Annotated in this window: 23 protein-coding genes; 16 read left to right on the top strand and 7 right to left on the bottom strand. The window is 66.6% G+C overall.

Going from position 1 to position 15,650, the window contains the following annotated elements:
• Positions 1 to 29: 29 nt before the first annotated feature.
• From C5B90_RS09030 to C5B90_RS09060, 7 genes are all read left to right on the top strand, one after another.
• On the top strand, positions 30 to 509 hold the full coding sequence (locus C5B90_RS09030; RefSeq protein ID WP_008094977.1) for a 50S ribosomal protein L11: 480 nt from the start codon (positions 30 to 32) through the stop codon (positions 507 to 509).
• A gap of 305 nt (positions 510 to 814) precedes the next feature.
• A complete protein-coding gene (locus tag C5B90_RS09035) occupies positions 815 to 1,453 on the top strand; it encodes a 50S ribosomal protein L1 (protein WP_004969375.1) in 639 nt (212 codons plus the stop codon).
• Positions 1,450 to 2,496 (top strand): 50S ribosomal protein L10, encoded by a 1,047-nt coding sequence (locus C5B90_RS09040; RefSeq protein WP_115880888.1) that lies wholly within the window; start codon positions 1,450 to 1,452, stop codon positions 2,494 to 2,496. The genes C5B90_RS09035 and C5B90_RS09040 overlap by 4 nt, the downstream gene beginning before the upstream one ends.
• 21 nt (positions 2,497 to 2,517) lie before the next feature.
• Positions 2,518 to 2,856, top strand: a complete 339-nt coding sequence (gene rpl12p / locus C5B90_RS09045) for a 50S ribosomal protein P1 (RefSeq protein WP_115880890.1) — start codon at positions 2,518 to 2,520, stop codon at positions 2,854 to 2,856.
• Between the two features lie 193 nt (positions 2,857 to 3,049).
• On the top strand, positions 3,050 to 4,333 hold the full coding sequence (locus C5B90_RS09050; RefSeq protein WP_199517468.1) for a tripartite tricarboxylate transporter permease: 1,284 nt from the start codon (positions 3,050 to 3,052) through the stop codon (positions 4,331 to 4,333).
• 83 nt (positions 4,334 to 4,416) lie between these two features.
• Entirely contained in the window at positions 4,417 to 4,596 is a 180-nt protein-coding gene (locus tag C5B90_RS09055; RefSeq protein WP_004042997.1) for an HVO_2753 family zinc finger protein, read from the top strand.
• Between the two features lie 2 nt (positions 4,597 to 4,598).
• Positions 4,599 to 4,865: an elongation factor 1-beta gene (locus C5B90_RS09060; protein WP_004969379.1), complete on the top strand. Its 267-nt coding sequence runs from the start codon at positions 4,599 to 4,601 to the stop codon at positions 4,863 to 4,865.
• 57 nt (positions 4,866 to 4,922) lie between these two features.
• On the opposite strand, the gene C5B90_RS09065 is transcribed toward C5B90_RS09060, so the two are convergent.
• Together C5B90_RS09065 and C5B90_RS09070 are read right to left on the bottom strand one after the other, a co-directional pair.
• A complete protein-coding gene (locus C5B90_RS09065) occupies positions 4,923 to 5,180 on the bottom strand; it encodes a hypothetical protein (protein ID WP_058828308.1) in 258 nt (85 codons plus the stop codon).
• A 119-nt stretch (positions 5,181 to 5,299) separates the two neighbouring features.
• The gene (locus tag C5B90_RS09070) at positions 5,300 to 6,460 is read right to left on the bottom strand and encodes a cystathionine gamma-synthase (RefSeq protein ID WP_115880892.1); all 1,161 of its coding nucleotides are present in this window, start codon (positions 6,458 to 6,460) and stop codon (positions 5,300 to 5,302) included.
• Between the two features lie 123 nt (positions 6,461 to 6,583).
• Here C5B90_RS09070 and C5B90_RS09075 point away from each other — a divergent pair, with 123 nt between their 5' ends.
• The 9 genes from C5B90_RS09075 (at position 6,584) to C5B90_RS09115 (ending at position 13,419) form a co-directional block, all read left to right on the top strand.
• The gene (locus C5B90_RS09075) at positions 6,584 to 6,874 is read left to right on the top strand and encodes a 50S ribosomal protein L21e (RefSeq protein ID WP_004061361.1); all 291 of its coding nucleotides are present in this window, start codon (positions 6,584 to 6,586) and stop codon (positions 6,872 to 6,874) included.
• Positions 6,875 to 6,877: 3 nt separating this feature from the next.
• A complete protein-coding gene (locus C5B90_RS09080) occupies positions 6,878 to 7,234 on the top strand; it encodes an RNA polymerase Rpb4 family protein (RefSeq protein WP_004042989.1) in 357 nt (118 codons plus the stop codon).
• A 53-nt stretch (positions 7,235 to 7,287) separates the two neighbouring features.
• Positions 7,288 to 7,881 (top strand): DUF655 domain-containing protein, encoded by a 594-nt coding sequence (locus tag C5B90_RS09085; RefSeq protein WP_058569022.1) that lies wholly within the window; start codon positions 7,288 to 7,290, stop codon positions 7,879 to 7,881.
• A 42-nt stretch (positions 7,882 to 7,923) separates the two neighbouring features.
• Positions 7,924 to 8,787, top strand: coding sequence for a 16S ribosomal RNA methyltransferase A (locus C5B90_RS09090; RefSeq protein WP_115880894.1), 864 nt, complete (start codon positions 7,924 to 7,926; stop codon positions 8,785 to 8,787).
• 3 nt (positions 8,788 to 8,790) lie between these two features.
• Complete coding sequence (locus tag C5B90_RS09095) at positions 8,791 to 10,026, top strand: mechanosensitive ion channel family protein (RefSeq protein ID WP_115880896.1); 1,236 nt, start codon at positions 8,791 to 8,793, stop codon at positions 10,024 to 10,026.
• Positions 10,023 to 10,619 (top strand): HemK2/MTQ2 family protein methyltransferase, encoded by a 597-nt coding sequence (locus tag C5B90_RS09100; RefSeq protein WP_004969386.1) that lies wholly within the window; start codon positions 10,023 to 10,025, stop codon positions 10,617 to 10,619. The genes C5B90_RS09095 and C5B90_RS09100 overlap by 4 nt, the downstream gene beginning before the upstream one ends.
• A gap of 59 nt (positions 10,620 to 10,678) precedes the next feature.
• Positions 10,679 to 11,686, top strand: coding sequence for a 5-methyltetrahydropteroyltriglutamate--homocysteine methyltransferase (locus C5B90_RS09105; RefSeq protein ID WP_115880898.1), 1,008 nt, complete (start codon positions 10,679 to 10,681; stop codon positions 11,684 to 11,686).
• Positions 11,683 to 12,756, top strand: coding sequence for a methionine synthase (locus C5B90_RS09110; RefSeq protein ID WP_058828314.1), 1,074 nt, complete (start codon positions 11,683 to 11,685; stop codon positions 12,754 to 12,756). The genes C5B90_RS09105 and C5B90_RS09110 overlap by 4 nt, the downstream gene beginning before the upstream one ends.
• A gap of 150 nt (positions 12,757 to 12,906) precedes the next feature.
• Positions 12,907 to 13,419 (top strand): ester cyclase, encoded by a 513-nt coding sequence (locus C5B90_RS09115; RefSeq protein WP_115880900.1) that lies wholly within the window; start codon positions 12,907 to 12,909, stop codon positions 13,417 to 13,419.
• Between the two features lie 26 nt (positions 13,420 to 13,445).
• On the opposite strand, the gene C5B90_RS09120 is transcribed toward C5B90_RS09115, so the two are convergent.
• From C5B90_RS09120 to rpl7ae, 5 genes are all read right to left on the bottom strand, one after another.
• On the bottom strand, positions 13,446 to 14,003 hold the full coding sequence (locus tag C5B90_RS09120; protein ID WP_115880902.1) for a hypothetical protein: 558 nt from the start codon (positions 14,001 to 14,003) through the stop codon (positions 13,446 to 13,448).
• 216 nt (positions 14,004 to 14,219) lie between these two features.
• Positions 14,220 to 14,684: a nucleoside-diphosphate kinase gene (gene ndk, locus C5B90_RS09125; RefSeq protein WP_004974592.1), complete on the bottom strand. Its 465-nt coding sequence runs from the start codon at positions 14,682 to 14,684 to the stop codon at positions 14,220 to 14,222.
• Positions 14,684 to 14,884 carry a 50S ribosomal protein L24e gene (locus tag C5B90_RS09130; protein ID WP_004974594.1) on the bottom strand — a complete coding sequence of 67 codons (201 nt, stop codon included), beginning with the start codon at positions 14,882 to 14,884 and terminating at the stop codon, positions 14,684 to 14,686. The genes ndk and C5B90_RS09130 overlap by 1 nt, the downstream gene beginning before the upstream one ends.
• Positions 14,885 to 14,886: 2 nt before the next feature.
• Entirely contained in the window at positions 14,887 to 15,111 is a 225-nt protein-coding gene (locus C5B90_RS09135; RefSeq protein ID WP_004042966.1) for a 30S ribosomal protein S28e, read from the bottom strand.
• A 6-nt stretch (positions 15,112 to 15,117) separates the two neighbouring features.
• A complete protein-coding gene (rpl7ae, locus tag C5B90_RS09140; RefSeq protein WP_004042964.1) occupies positions 15,118 to 15,480 on the bottom strand; it encodes a 50S ribosomal protein L7Ae in 363 nt (120 codons plus the stop codon).
• Between the last annotated feature and the right edge of the window lie 170 nt (positions 15,481 to 15,650).

Below are 15,650 nucleotides of genomic sequence, written 5' to 3' on the forward strand. Positions count from 1 at the left end.
TTAAAAGTCGCCACACGGTGTTTCCACGTATGGCTGGAACTATCGAAGTACTCGTTCCCGGCGGGAAGGCGAACCCCGGTCCGCCGCTCGGCCCGGAACTCGGCCCGACCCCCGTCGACGTGCAGGACGTCGTCAACGACATCAACGACCAGACGGCTGCCTTCGACGGCATGGAAGTCCCCGTCACCGTCGAGTACGACGACGACGGCTCGTTCAGCATCGAAGTCGGCGTCCCGCCGACGGCGGCGCTCATCAAGGACGAAGTCGGATTCGACACCGGCAGCGGCGAACCCCAGGAGAACTTCGTCGCCGACATGTCCATCGAACAGCTGAAGAAGGTCGCAGAGCAGAAGTCCTCTGACCTGCTCTCGTACGACCTCAAGAACGCCTCGAAGGAAGTCGCCGGGACGTGCGCGTCCCTCGGCGTCACCATCGAGGGCGAAGACGCCCGCACGTTCAAACAGCGCATCGACGGCGGCGACTTCGACGACCACTTCGACGACGAGTAATCGTCTCGGAACCGTTTCGGCGGTTCGAACCGCCCTTTCCGTCGGGCCGAGTCGACTCGGCCCGCTTTCTTCTCTCCACCGACCCGATTCGACCCGGAGCGGCCCGACCGTCGACGACCTCGCATCGCTCGCGTGCTCGCCAGCCCGCATGTGTGGCTGTGGCACGCGAAACCCCCGAATTCGGGGGTTTCGGCTCCCGTAGTTCGACGGACTTAAGTTGAGCCTACTCGTCCTGCCGGACGAGGCAGGCAGTAGCCTGTTTCACTGACCCGTAGGAGCAATCCTGCGTACTACGGAGGTGAATAATGGCAGACACAATAGTTGACGCAGTCTCTCGCGCACTCGACGAGGCACCCGGGCGGAACTTCCGCGAAACGGTTGACCTCGCCGTGAACTTGCGAGACTTAGATCTTAACGACCCGTCGAAGCGTGTCGACGAGAGCATCGTGCTCCCGTCTGGCACCGGCCAGGACACCCAGATTGTGGTGTTCGCGACCGGTGAAACCGCGCTCCGCGCAGAGGATGTCGCCGACGAAGTTCTCGGGCCCGATGAGCTCGAAGACTTCGGCGACGACACCGATGCGGCGAAAGACCTTGCCGACGAGACCGACTTCTTCGTTGCCGAGGCTGGACTGATGCAGGACATCGGTCGCTACCTCGGTACCGTGCTCGGTCCCCGTGGTAAGATGCCGACCCCGCTTCAGCCCGACGACGACGTCGTCGAGACGGTGAACCGGATGAAGAACACGGTGCAGCTCCGCTCGCGTGACCGTCGTACGTTCCACACGCGCGTCGGCGCAGACGACATGACGCCCGACGAGATCGCGGAGAACATCGACGTTATCGTCCGTCGTCTCGAAGCGACGCTCGAAAAGGGCCCGCTCAACATCGATTCCGTCTACGTGAAGACGACGATGGGGCCGTCCGTGGAGGTGCCCGCATGAGCGAATCCGAGGTTCGGCAGACCGAGGTCATCCCACAGTGGAAGCGTGAAGAGGTCGACGAACTCGTCGACTTCATCGAATCCTACGAATCCGTCGGCGTCGTCGGCGTCGCGGGCATCCCGAGCCGCCAGCTCCAGGCCATGCGCCGCGAGCTTCACGGTTCGGCCGCGGTGCGCATGAGCCGTAACACGCTCGCGAACCGCGCGCTCGACGAAGTCAACGACGGCTTCGAGGAACTCAAGGAGTACATCGCCGGGCAGGTCGCCCTCATCGGCACGAACGACAACCCGTTCGCCCTGTTCAAGGAGCTCGAGGCGTCGAAGACGCCCGCGCCCATCAACGCCGGTGAAGTCGCCCCGAACGACATCGTCATCCCCGAGGGTGACACCGGTGTCGACCCGGGTCCGTTCGTCGGCGAACTCCAGCAGGTCGGGGCGTCCGCCCGCATCATGGACGGCTCGATCAAGGTGACGGAAGACTCCAACGTCCTTTCCGCGGGCGAGGAAGTCTCCGAGGAACTCGCGAACGTCCTGGCGGAACTCGGCATCGAGCCCAAGGAGGTCGGTCTCGACCTCCGCGGCGTCTTCTCCGAAGGCGTCCTGTTCGAGCCCGACGAACTCGCCATCGACGTGGACGAGTACCGCGCCGACATCCAGTCGGCCGTCTCCGCCGCGACGAACCTGTCGGTCAACGCGGTCTACCCGACCGCCCAGACCGCGCCGACGCTCATCGCCAAGGCGACGAGCGAGGCCAAGGCCGTCGGTCTGTTCGCCAACATCGAGAGCCCGGACTTCATGCCCGAGCTCATCTCGAAGGCGGACGCCCAGCTTCGGGCGCTCGCGGCGAACATCGACGACGAAGAGGCGCTTCCCGAGGAACTCCGCGGCGTGTCCGCGGCTGACACGGGTGCCGCCGAGGAAGAAGAATCGACTGACGAAGAAGCAGCGGACGCCGACGAGGCAGACGCCGACGCCGACGAAGACGCCGCCGAAGACGACGGCGACGACGAAGACGCTGGCGACGCCCTCGGCTCCCTGTTCTAACAACACACAAGGTACACAACAATGGAATACGTCTACGCTGCGCTCATCCTGAACGAGTCGGACGAAGAGGTCAACGAAGAGAACATCACCGCGGTCCTCGAGGCCGCCGGTGTCGATGTCGAGGAGTCCCGTGTCAAGGCGCTCGTCGCCGCGCTCGAGGACGTCGACATCGAAGAGGCCATCGAGACGGCCGCCGCTGCCCCCGCGCCCGCCGCGGGCGGTTCCGCCGGTGGCGAGGTCGAGGCCGCTGACGACGACGACGAGGAAGACGCCGAAGAAGAGGCCGCTGACGAAGGCGGCGACGACGGCGACGACGACGAAGAAGCCGACGGCGAGGGCCTCGGCGCGCTCTTCGGTTAAACTTCCGCGAGACCCCGCCGCATCCGCGGCGACGCTCGCTTCGAAACTCCGATTTCTTTCGACGCAACCCGCCAGCGGCGGCGTTGGTCGCGCGTCCGACGACTCAGTACAGGCCATAGCGCAGTCGGTGTCGGCGGCGATGTCGGTGCCGAGCGCGTAGCTTCATACCGGAAGCCGCGGCCACTTCGGCGCGATGTTCCTCATCGGCGGGGCGGCTATCACGCTCCTCGACCGAGTGGCGACGCTCGCGTCGCCCGCCGCGGCCGACCCGACGGTCGCCGCCCTCCTCGGTGTGGTCGTCGGCGTCTGCCTCGGGACGTGCTCGGGGCTCGTCCCCGGCCTCCACGCCAACGCGTTCGCCCTGCTTCTCGCCGGGGTCGCCTCGGAGTTCCCCGGCCCGCCGGTCGCCGTCGCGGCCGCCGTCCTCTCGGCGTCGACCGTACACACGTTCCTCGACGTGGTGCCGGCGCTGACGCTCGGCGTACCCGACGCCGCGCTCGCGCCGGGGGCGTTGCCGGCGCACAAACTCGTTCTCGGCGGGCGGGGACGCGAAGCGCTCAGGCTATCAGCGCTCGGAAGCGGCGCGGCGCTCTGTCTGGCGGTGCCGGTCGCGGTGCCCCTCACGGAGGTATTGGTCGAGGGCTACCCCGTCGTTCGCGACCACCTGTGGCTGGTTCTCGTCGGCGTCGCCGCCGCGCTCGTCTGGACCGAACCGAGCCGGCGAGCAAAACTGGCGGCCTGCGTGACCATCGCCGCCTCGACGGGACTCGGCCTCGCCGTCCTCGACCGAGCGTTCGGGGGGCCGCTCCCCGTCGGCGGCGTGTTGGCTCCGCTCTTGGCCGGGCTGTTCGGCGTCCCGGTCCTCTTGGCAGCGCGGCGGGGGTCCGGCGTGCCGCCGCAGGGCGACGCCACGCTCGCAACGTCGCCGGGGGCGGTCGTGCGGAGCGTCGCCGCGGGGACCGGCGGCGGCGCGTTCGTCGGCTATCTCCCGGGCGTCTCCGCCGGCGTCGCCGGGACGCTCGCGCTGGCCGTCCTCCCCGGCCGCGACCCCGACGAGTCGACCCGGGCCTACGTCACCGCGACCAGCGCGGCCACGACGGCTACGACGGTGTTCGCGCTGTTCGCGCTCGCCGGGTTGGGGACGCCCAGAACGGGGGCGCTCGTCGCGCTCACCGAGGCGGAACTCCCGACGGGACTTGGCCTCGCCGTGCCGGTGACGGTCCTCTCGGGGCTCTGCGGGGCGGTGTTGGTGCCGGTCGTCGGCGACCGGGCGCTCGCGGTCGTCGGGAGGCTCGACCAGCGCCGACTCGTCACCGCCGTTTGCGCCCTCCTCGTCGTTCTCTCGTGGGCGTTCGCGGGGGGCGGTGGCGTCGCCGTCCTCGTCGTCGCCGGGGTCGTTGGCCACCTCCCCGTCCGATTCGGTTGTCGGCGCGTCCATCTGATGTGCGTTCTCATGGGGCCGCTGGCGCTCGGGTGAGCCGTGTCCACGCGGGGCATGGATTTCCCCCAGCAGAACCCGGAAAGACAACGGTTAAAAGTCGCGCGCCGGTTTGTGAGCGTATGAGCGAGTCCGAACAGCGACACGCGCACCAGTGTGTGTCCTGTGGCATCAACATCGCCGGCATGAGCGCGGCGACGTTCAAGTGCCCCGACTGTGGCCAGGAGATTTCGCGTTGTTCCAAGTGCCGCAAGCAGAGCAACCTCTACGAGTGCCCCGACTGCGGGTTCATGGGTCCATAATCATGGGAAAAGTAGCTGCTAAAATCAAGGTCATGCCGAACAGCCCCGAGCTCGACCTCGACAACCTCGAGGACGCGCTCGAAGACTCCCTGCCCGAGGGTGCGAAAATCAAGGGCTTCGAACGCGACGACGTCGCGTTCGGTCTCGTCGCCCTCCTGCCGACCGTCATCGTCCCCGACGACGCCGGTGGCACCGAGGCCGTCGAGGAAGCGTTCATCGAAGTCGAAGGCGTCGAAAGCGTCTCCGTCGAGAACGTCGGCCGTATCTGAACTGACGACCGACCTTTTTCGCAGGTTCGTCCCCGGAGCGACCGCGCTCGCCCGCCGTCAGCGGTGCTCCATGAAGTAGACGCCGAGGACGACGCCGAACGTGAGCCCGAGCATCACGCCGATGGCCAGGGAGTCGCCGATGACGCCCGCGACGCCGCCGAGGAGGAAGCCGATGGCCAGCCCGATACCGAACTGCTCGGCGCTGTGGCTCGACCCCTCGTGGTCGTCGGAATCGACCATCACGCGGTCTGTGGGTTCGGTGTAGCTCTGTCGCTGTACGGACTCCGCGCTCAGGGTGACTGACTCCTGGGACATACCTCATTATTCATCGTGCTATTCAATAACCCTTACTCGCGTTCTCAACTCGCGGCAACGACCGGTTCGTGAGGGCGCGCGAAAGCGCGCGAGGACGAGTCGATGCGGACTTCGACGCCTCAGAACGCCGCGTCGAACGCCCGCTGCAGGTCGGCCTTCATGTCGTCGATGTGTTCGACGCCGACGGAGACGCGGATGAGGCCGTCGGTGAGACCCGCTTCGAGTCGCTCTTCGCGGGGGATGGCCGCGTGGGTCATCGCCGCAGGCTGTTCGATGAGACTCTCGACGCCGCCGAGGCTCTCGGCGAGCGTGAACACCTCGGTCTCCTCGACGACGGTCGAGGCCTGTTCGAGCGAGCCGTCGAGTTCGAACGAGAGCATCCCGCCGAAGTCGTCCATCTGCTCGGCCGCGAGGTCGTGTTGCGGGTGGGAGTCGAGGCCGGGGTAGAACACCTCGGAGACCGCCTCGTGGCCGTCGAGCCACGTGGCGAGTTCGCGGGCGTTGTCACAGTGGCGGTCCATCCGGACCGGGAGCGTCTTCGTCCCGCGGAGGACGAGGAAGCAGTCGAACGGCGAAGGCGTCGCGCCGACGGAGTTCTGGTAGAACGCGATCTCCTCGTCGAGGTCCGCGTCGTCGGTGACGAGCGCGCCGCCGACGACGTCGGAGTGGCCGCCGAGGTACTTCGTCAGCGAGTGCGAGACGATGTCCGCGCCGTGGTCGAGGGGGCGCTGGAGGTACGGCGTGGCGAAGGTGTTGTCGACGGCGCACATCGCGTCGACCTCGTGGGCGATGTCGGCGAGCGCGCCGATGTCGTTGACGCGCATGAGCGGGTTCGTCGGCGTCTCGACCCACACGAGTTCGGTCTCCTCGCGGACGGCGTCGCGGACGGCGTCGTGGTCGGTGGTGTCGACGAAGTCGAATTCGAGGTCGTACTTCTCGTACACCTGCGTGAAGATGCGGTGGGTGCCGCCGTACACGTCGTTGCCGGCGACGACGTGGTCACCCGCTTCGAGGAGGTTGAGCACGGTGTTTATCGAGCCCATCCCCGATGAGAATGCGCGGCCGTACGAGCCGTTTTCGAGCGCCGCGAGGTTCGATTCGAGGTCGGTTCGCGTCGGGTTCCCGGTGCGGGAGTACTCGTAGCCGCGGTGGTCGCCCGGCCCGTCTTGGGCGTACGTCGAGTTCGCGTAGATGGGCGTCATGAGCGCCCCCGTCTCCTCGTCGGGCTCCTGTCCCGCGTGGATGGCGCGCGTCTCGATGCGTCGCTCGTCTTCGGACATACGAGAAGCGCCGCGCCGACTCGGGTTAAGTCCGTCCCTCCCGCGCGACCACGCGGGAGACACACACGCGCGGTTCGTAACGTGCAATTTATAATGGCGACGCAAGTATTCGTTCTCACGACTATGCCGAGCTCCAACGGTCCGATGAAGGGGACGCGAGGAAAGCTCTCGAACAAGCCGCGCGAGCGCGGCACTTCGCCGCCGCAGCGCGCTATCGCGGAATTCGAGGAGGGCCAGAAGGTCCACCTCAACATCGACCCGAGCGTCCGCGAGGGTCGCTTCCACCCGCGCTTCAACGGTCTCACCGGTGAAGTCACCGGGAAGCAGGGCCGCGCGTTCAAGGTCCAGATCAACGACGGCGGCAAAGAGAAGACGGTTATCGTCCGTCCTGCTCACCTGCGCGCCCAGCAGTAAGCGATGACCATCTTCAAAGAAAAGCTCGACGAGGAGTATCTGACGACCTCCGAGGTCAAGGAGCTGCTCGCCGAGGTTGAGGCGGAACGCGCCGCCGACGAAGAGCGCGAGATGCGCTACGAACTGGCCCGTGCGATAGAACACGTCAACCGGTTCGCCCACCTCGACCCCGAGGAATCTCGCGAACTCGTCGAGGAGCTCGCCGAGCTCGAGAAGGTCGACGGTCCGACCGCCATCAAAATCGCGGACCTCCTCCCGCAGTCGCGCGACGAACTCCGCGCGGTGTTCGCCCAGCAGCGCTACGCGCTCTCGGGCGACGAACTCGACGAAATCCTCAACGTCGTCGCGAAGTACGTCTGACCGCGTGACAGCGCGGCCAACTATTTAAATATCGGCTCGCCGTAACTACTGACATGACACGTACGGAGAGCGGTGACGCCGACGCCACGACCGAGTACGTCGTCGTACTCGACGTACTCCGCCACGGGCGTCAAGGAGACGACCGACGGCGCTTCGACGCGGCACCCATCGCGTACGCGCTCGGAGAGTCCGACTTCCGTCTCCTCGAGTTGACCCTCGTCGAAGACGCCGACGTGAGCATCGGCGACCGGCTCGTCGTCTCGCCGGCCGCCGACCGCGAACTGATTCAGTCCGTCGAAGAACTCTCGTACGGCGACCTCTCGAACACGGCGACGGCCGAAGTCGACTACGTCGTCGAGGACATCGTCGAGGCCGACGAACGGCGGTTCGTCGACTTCTACAACGACGCACAGCCCATCACGTTGCGGCTCCACCAACTCAACTTGCTTCCCGGCATCGGGAAGAAGCTCCGCGACAAGATTCTCGAATCGCGCAAGCGACAGGGGCCGTTCGAGTCGTTCGAGGACCTCGAAGAGCGCGTCTCGGGGCTCCACCGCCCGAAGGAGGTCATCGTCGAGCGCATCCTCGACGAACTCCGCGACAACGACGTGAAGTACAAGACGTTCGTCGGACACGACGGACGGTAGCGGAACGGGACTTTTACCCGCTCCCGCACGATACCTCTCCCAATGACGAGCGACGGCAGCGAACAGGTCCGCGAGGCCGCCGCGCGCGACCCGGACGCCCTCATCCGGCGGGCGGGCGCTCGCGGGAACCCGGACCACGACCAGCACTTCCTCGTCGACGACCGCGTCGTCGACCGAATCCCGACGTATCTCCCCGAGGAGGCGGACCGCTCGCACGTCCTCGAAATCGGCGGCGGGCCGGGCGTCCTCACGGACCGACTGCTCGGCGTCGCCGACCGCGTGACCGTCGTCGAACAGGACCGAACGTTCGCAGCACACCTGCGCCGCGAGTTCGCCGAGGAGGTCGAATCGGGGCGGCTCACCGTCGTCGAGGGCGACGCGCTCGACGTCGACCTGCCCGAGTTCACCGCCTGCGTCTCGAACCTCCCGTACGGCATCTCCTCGGAGATTTCGTTCCGCCTGCTCCCCCGCGGGAAGCCGCTCGTGTTGATGTTCCAAAAGGAGTTCGGCGAGCGGATGGCCGCCGAGGCGGGCACCTCGGAGTACGGTCGTCTCTCGGTGAGCACCCAGCACTACGGCGAGGTCGAACTCTGCGAGCACGTCCCCCGCGAGGCGTTCGACCCCAAGCCCGCGGTCCAGAGCGTCATCGTCCGCATCACGCCGCGGAAGCCGGACTACGAGGTCGACGACGAGGCGTTCTTCCTCGACTTCGTGAAGGCGCTTTTCACCCAGCGACGAAAGACCATCAGAAACGGCATCCGCAACACGGCGCACATCTCCGGGCTGTCGGACCCCGAAGCAGTCGTCGAGGCCGCGGACGAGGACGTGCTCCGAAAGCGCGCCGGCAACATGGCTCCCGCTGAGTTCGCCGAACTCGCGCAACTCGCCGCGTCGGTCGGCTTATAACCCATGACTGTCCCCGCACTCGCCGCGGTGCTCCTCCGCCTCGCCTCGACGGCAACCCCCCTCCAGAGCGGTACCGTTCTCGATATCGCGTCGCTGTTCCCGACGTTCGAACTCCGCGTCGCCGCGAGCGTCCTCCTGACCGTCGTCGTCGTCGCGGTCTGGCGACTCGGCGCGCGACTCCACGACAAGGAGGTAGAGTTCGTTTCGATGCCGCTGTGGCACCTCTCGGTGACGGTCCTCCGACTCGTCGTCGTCGCCGGCGGCGGGGCGTTCGTCTTCGCGGTCTGGTCGCTGTCGGGCGACATCGGCACGATTTCCGCGCAGTACGACCTCAACAGACAGACGTTCGTCCGCATCGCGCTGTCGGCGGCGTTCGTCGTCGGCGCGTACGTCCTCACGAGCGTCCTCGGCCGGTTCATCGGCGAGATTGCGAGCACGCGCCCGGAGATTTCGGACCACCAGCGCGAAATCATCTACCGCATCGCGCAGGTGACGACCTACCTCACCACGCTCGCGGTCATCCTCGGCATCTGGCGGGCCGACCTCGGCGGCTTCCTCGTCGGCGCTGGTTTCCTCGGTATCGTGGTCGGTATGGCCGCGAGACAGACCCTCGGCGCGCTCATCGCTGGCTTCGTCATCATGTTCTCCCGACCGTTCGAAATCGGCGACTGGGTCGAGGTCGGCGACCACGAGGGCATCGTCACCGAAATCACGGTCGTGAACACGCGTATCCAGACGTTCGACGGCGAGTTCGTGATGATTCCGAACGACGTGGTGAGTTCGGAGAGCCTCGTCAACCGCAGTCGAAAGGGTCGACTCCGCCTCGACGTCGAGGTCGGCGTCGACTACGAGACCGACCTCGACCGCGCCGCCGACGTGGCGCAGGCCGCCGTCGAAGACCTCGACGAGGTGCTGTCGGTGCCGAAGCCGCAGGTCGTCGCCAAGCAGTTCGGCGACTCGGCGGTCGTCCTCGGGGTACGCCCGTGGATAGACCGTCCGAGCGCCCGACGGTGGTGGCGCGCGCGGACCGCGACCATCTCGGCCGTCAGTGAGGCGTTCGCCGAGGAGGACATCACCATCCCGTTCCCGCAGCGCGAACTGTCCGAACGGAACCCCTCGCGACCGGTTCCGCTCACCGACCAGCAACCCGAGACGAGCCCCGAAGCCGACGGCGGCGTCGAGGACGGTGAAGGCGGCGACGACGAGGCCTCGACCGGCTCCAAGGGGGCCGAAGAATGACCGACCTCGCCGAGCGCCGCGGAATGAACACCTCAGTCTACCAGCCCGCGGAGGACTCCGGACTGCTCGCGCAGGCCGCGGTCGGGCGCGTCTCGGGGCGCGTCCTCGAAGTCGGCACCGGCTCGGGCTGGGTCGCAGAGCGGCTCGCGACGAAGACCGACGCCGACGTGGTCGCGAGCGACCTCAACCCCCACGCCTGCCGGCAGGCGGCCGAGCGCGCCGCCGCGCTCCGAGCCGACGGCCACCGCGGCTTCGAGGTCGTCCGCGGGAGCCTCGTCGAACCGTTCCGCGACGACGCCTTCGACGCGGTGGCGTTCAACCCGCCGTACCTCCCCGAAGACCTCGAAGCCGCGCGCGACGACTGGATGGAAGTCGCGCTCACCGGCGGCGAGGACGGCCGCGAAATCATCGACCCTTTCCTCGACACGGTCGGGCGCGTCCTCAAACCGGGCGGCACCGTCTTCCTCCTCGTGAGTAGCTTCACCGGCTACGACGAGGTGCTCGCCCGCGCCGAGGCCAACGGCTTCGGCCACGAGGTCGTCGTTCAGGAGTCGTACCCCTACGAGACGCTCACGGTGCTCGCGTTGGAATAACCAATGCGCATATGTTGATACAGGAAATATTATACACCGTCATTTCTTAGCCAGGAGTGATGACTGAACTCGTCTCGACGACACCGGGACTGTATCCCCTCCCGGATTGGGCGAAACAGGAGCTTTCCGACCTCAAGGGCCACCAGAAACACGACCTCATCTCCGGTACCGAGGGCGCAGACATCGTGAGCGCGTACGACCGCGCTCGCGAGGAAGTCGTCTCCGAGCAGACTGACGCCGGCCTCGACCGCGTCGTCGAGGGGCAACTCCGCTGGGACGACATGCTCGCGCACCCGCTGACGGTCCACGAGAACGTCGAGACCGGCGGCATCGTCCGCTACTACGACAACAACAACTTCTACCGCGACCCGCAGGTCCGCGGCGAACTCACCTTCTCCGGCGACGTCGCGGACGAACTCGACGCCACCGCCGACCTCCTCGGCGGCGAGTCGCTGCAGGCGGTCCTCCCCGGCCCGTACTCGCTTTCGGACCTCGCCACCGACGAGCACTACGGTGACGAGGCCGACTTCCTCGACGCCGTGAGCGAGTTCCTCGCGGGCGAGGTCGACGCCTTCCCCGACCACGAGACGCTGTTCCTCCTCGAGCCCTCGCTCGTGTTCTCGCCGCCGGGCGAGGACGTCGACGAGCGCGTCCCCGAGGCAATCTCCGCCGTCTCCGACGCGACCGACGCCGACGTGGTCGTCCACACCTACTGGGGCGCGCTCGACGAGAAGGTCTACGCGCACCTCATGGACGCCGACGTGGACGCCATCGGCTTCGACTTCGTCGCCGGCGACCGCGACCAGACGCTCTACAACGTCAACGAGTACGGCACGAAAGACGACATCGCTCTGGGCCTCGTCGACGGCCAGAACACGCTGGTCGAAGACCCCGCGACGGTCCGCGAGCGCGTCGAGTGGACCCTCGACAACATCCAGAGCCAGACGTTCGACACCGCCTACGTGACCTCCAACACCGAACTGTTCTACCTGCCTGAGAACCGCGCGACGGAGAAGCTCGCCGCCCTCGCGGCCGCTACCGAGGACGAACTGGAGGTGGAAGCATGAGCCGCGACGCCGAGAACCGCGAGCAGTTCCGCCCCGAGAACCACGACAACGAGCACTTCCTGCTCACCACCGTCGTCGGCTCCTACCCGAAGCCCAAGTGGCTCAACCGCGCCAACGACCTCGCGGAGGACCCCGACTCCAAGTTCACGCAGGAGCACCTCCACGAGGCTCACGACGACGCCTGTCGAGTCATCACGCACGAACACGAGCGCTCCGGCCTCGACACCGTCGTCGACGGCGAGATGCGCCGCGAGGAGATGGTCGAGTACTTCGCCCACCGCATCCCCGGCTACGAGTTCAACGGCCCGGTGAAGGTGTGGGGTCACAACTACTTCGACAAGCCCTCTGTCGTCGGCGAGGTCGAGTACGACGAGCCGTGGCTGGTCGACGAGTTCGAGTTCACGAGCGACGTGGCCTCCAAGCCCGTCAAGGTGCCCATCACGGGCCCCTACACGCTCGCGAGCTGGTCCTTCAACGAGCACTACGACTCCGAGGCGGACCTCGCGTACGCGCTGGCCGACCTCGTCAACGAGGAAATCGAGAAGCTCGTCGAGGCGGGCGCGACCTACATCCAGATCGACGAGCCCGCGCTGGCGACGACGCCGGACGACCACGCCATCGTCGGCGAGTGTCTCGAACGCATCGTCGCGGGCATCTCCGACGAGGTCCGCATCGGCCTCCACGTCTGTTACGGTGACTACTCCCGCATCTACCCTGAACTCAACGACTACCCCATCGACGAGTTCGACGTGGAACTCTGCAACGGCGGCTACGAGCAGATCGACGTGTTCACTGACCCCGAGTTCGAGCCGGACCTCGCGCTCGGCGTCCTCGACGTGCACACCACCGAAGTCGAGACCGTCGAGGAGATTAAGGAGAACATCAAGCAGGGCCTGAAGGTCGTCCCGCCGGAGAAGCTCACCGTCTCGCCCGACTGCGGCGTGAAGCTCCTCCCTCGCGAGGTCGCCTACCAGAAGATGGAGAACATGGTTCAGGCCGCCCGCGAGGTCGAAGCCGAACTCGACGCCGGCGAAATCGACCTCGACGCGCCCGTCCCGCAGGCCGACTGAGCGACCCGACCCGTCGTTCCCCGTTCGTTCTTTTTACGCCGCATCGAACACGTAGCGCCGCGGAACTGTCCCGCGTTCTCGTCGCCGTGAGTGTCACGGCTCCCTCCACGTGAAATAAATGTTAACATACCACACAACGTATCGTTCGGTATGGGCACCGAATCAGTCGCACCGGAACGGACGAACGTCGAACTGTGCCGCCGATACGTCGGGGAGTTCGTCAACGAGGGGGACGCGGCGGCGGCCGAGGAGTTAGTTCGCGAGGATGTCGTCACTCACCAGTTGGGCGTCGGCGTCGAACAAGTGGGGAGAGACGCGCTGGTCGACCAGATACTCGGCTTCCGCGGGGCAGTCCCCGACTGGCACCTCGCGGTCGAAGACGCGGTCGGCGAGGGCGACCGGGTGATGATGCGACTCACGGCGCGGGGGACGCCGCAGGAGCCGTGGGGGAACCTCGTCCCGACCGGGAAGTCGTTCGAGCAACCGGCGTTCTTCGTCTTCCGCCTCGAAGACGGCCGCATCGTCGAGCAGTGGAACCTCGTGAATCTGATGGGAATCGCGCGCCAACTCGGCTTGCTCCCACCGGGTCCGCGGGTCATCGCCAAGGTGGCGGCCCACCGTATTCGGTCGCGCCTCGGCGGTGGTCGGCGACGGCGCGCCTGACGACCCGCCAGTACCGGTTGCGCGAATTAAACGCGCTCGGTCTCGAACGAAGACGCGAGTGCGGTATCGTCGTCGGGTCCACGGTGGCCCCTGTTTCCGACGCGCCATCCGCCGTCGGAACCGCGCACTAGCGGAAGCTCCGCGCCGACGGCGTCCGAAATCTCTTCTGGGGGCACGTCGCACGCGGCGGCGATGCGCTCGAACCGCGACCCACCGGTCAGCGCCTCGGGAACGGGTACCCAGACGGTCGCGGTCCGGTCGTCGGGCGTCGCGAGCGCGAGGTCGAGCCGCACGCCGTCTCGGCGAGAGAACCGGGTGAGTCCGCTCGCGCCACGCCGCCGCTCGGGGACGACATTCGTGACGACGCCCGAATCGACGTGGTCGAGCGCGCGCAGGCCGGCCACGCGGAGTTCCACGTCGCGGATGTCGGTCGGCCCGAGGACGACCGGCCGCACGAGCGTCGAGAGCGTCACCACCAGCCGCGTGGCCGTCCACGCCGCTACCGCGGTCGCGCCGAGCATCGCCACCGCGCCGACGACGAACAGCGCCGCGAGCGCGAGGAGTACGAGTTCCACTTCGACCATGTGACACGTTTCGCCGGGCGACGAGAAAACCGTTGTTCGCCGCGTAGTGGACGGTCAGGGCGCGGAGACGGTCGCCGCCGACCGCGGATGACCGATGGTAGAATCCCGCACACCGAACCGACGAGAACGCCCTCTCGGCGGCTGGAGCGCGGACGAGAGGGGAGGACGTGGCCGCCGCTCCTCTCGGAAGAAAGCGTGAGAACCGCGAGACGAGACTTATTCGTAGAGCCAGGTCTCGTCGATGCGCTCGTAGTCGACGAGTTCGTCCTCGTCGAAGAAGAGCGCGATTTCGCGCTCGTTCGCGCCCTCGTCCTCGTGGTCGGAGCCGTGGATGACGTTCCGGCCGAGGTCGAGACCGTAGTCGCCGCGGATGGTGCCGGGAGCGGACTCTGCGGGGTCCGTCTCGCCCATCATGCCGCGGACCTGTCGCGTCGCGTCCTGTCCTTCCCAGACCATCGCGAAGACGGGACCGGACGTGATGAAGTCGACGAGACCCTCGAAGAAGGGCTTGCCCTCGTGCTCACCGTAGTGGTCGTGGGCGAGCTCCTCGTCGATCTGCATGAACTTGCCGCCGACCATCTTGAGACCGCGGTCCTCGAAGCGGGAGACGATGTCTCCGATGAGGCCGCGCTGGACGCCGTCGGGCTTGACCATCACGAAGGTGCGCTCTGCGTCGGACATCAGTTGTCCTCCGACTTGCCGCTCGCGCGGCGGCCGGCCTCCGTCCACTCGAGGTCGCGGGCCTCGCGGCCGAGGAAGTAGTTCTTCTCGGCCTTCGAGTCCTTGAAGTGGAGGATGGTGCCGTCGGTCTTGACGTACATCGTGCCCGTGCCGGGCTCGATCTCTTCACCGCTGTAGTCGCACGTGCGCTTCTCGACCATTGTTACTGCCCTCCGATGGAGTCGGCGTCACGCTGAGTCTCGCGGAGCTGGAGGATGTCGCCCTCGCGGACGGGACCCAGCACGTTTCGCGTGATGATACGGCCCTGGTTGGAGCCTTCGCGGATGCGGCACTTGACCTGCATGGCCTCGCCGTGCATCCCAGTCTTTCCAACGACTTCGATGACTTCGGCAGGCGTCGAGTCGCTGGCTTGTTCGTCCGCGCTCATGGTCGGTTATCGAAGGTCCTCGACCTTAGTCGCGATGTCCTCGACATCGTCGGACGCGTCGCCGGCGTCGACGATGGCGGCCGCGGCACTACCGACTTCGAGGCCGGCGGCGTGACCGATGTCGTCCTGCGTCTCGACGAAGATGAACGGAATGCCCTTCTCGTCGGCGAGTTCGGGCAGGTGCATGACGATCTCCTCGGGGGAGACGTCTTCCGCGATGAGGACGAGCTGGGCGTTGCCCCGCTCGATGGACTTGGTCGTTTCGTTGGTTCCTTTCTTCACGATACCAGTATCTCGGGCGACCTCGAGCGCCTCGACGGCGCTGTCAGCGAGGTCGGCCGGTACGTCGAAGTCTACGTAAACAGCCATTGTTGTTCACCTATATCCTGCTCGCGGGCTCGACTCCCTCGCCGGTATCACACCGGTCGGTCGGTCGCGACCGGTCAACGATTTCCCTACGGCGAGGAGGTTCATCAACCCCGGACAGGCTGTAACCACTCTTTGCTCCGGCCCCCATAAAAGCGCTTTCAAAATCGTAC

Origin of the sequence: Haloferax sp. Atlit-12N (genome assembly GCF_003383095.1) — an archaeon.
GTDB lineage: Archaea > Halobacteriota > Halobacteria > Halobacteriales > Haloferacaceae > Haloferax.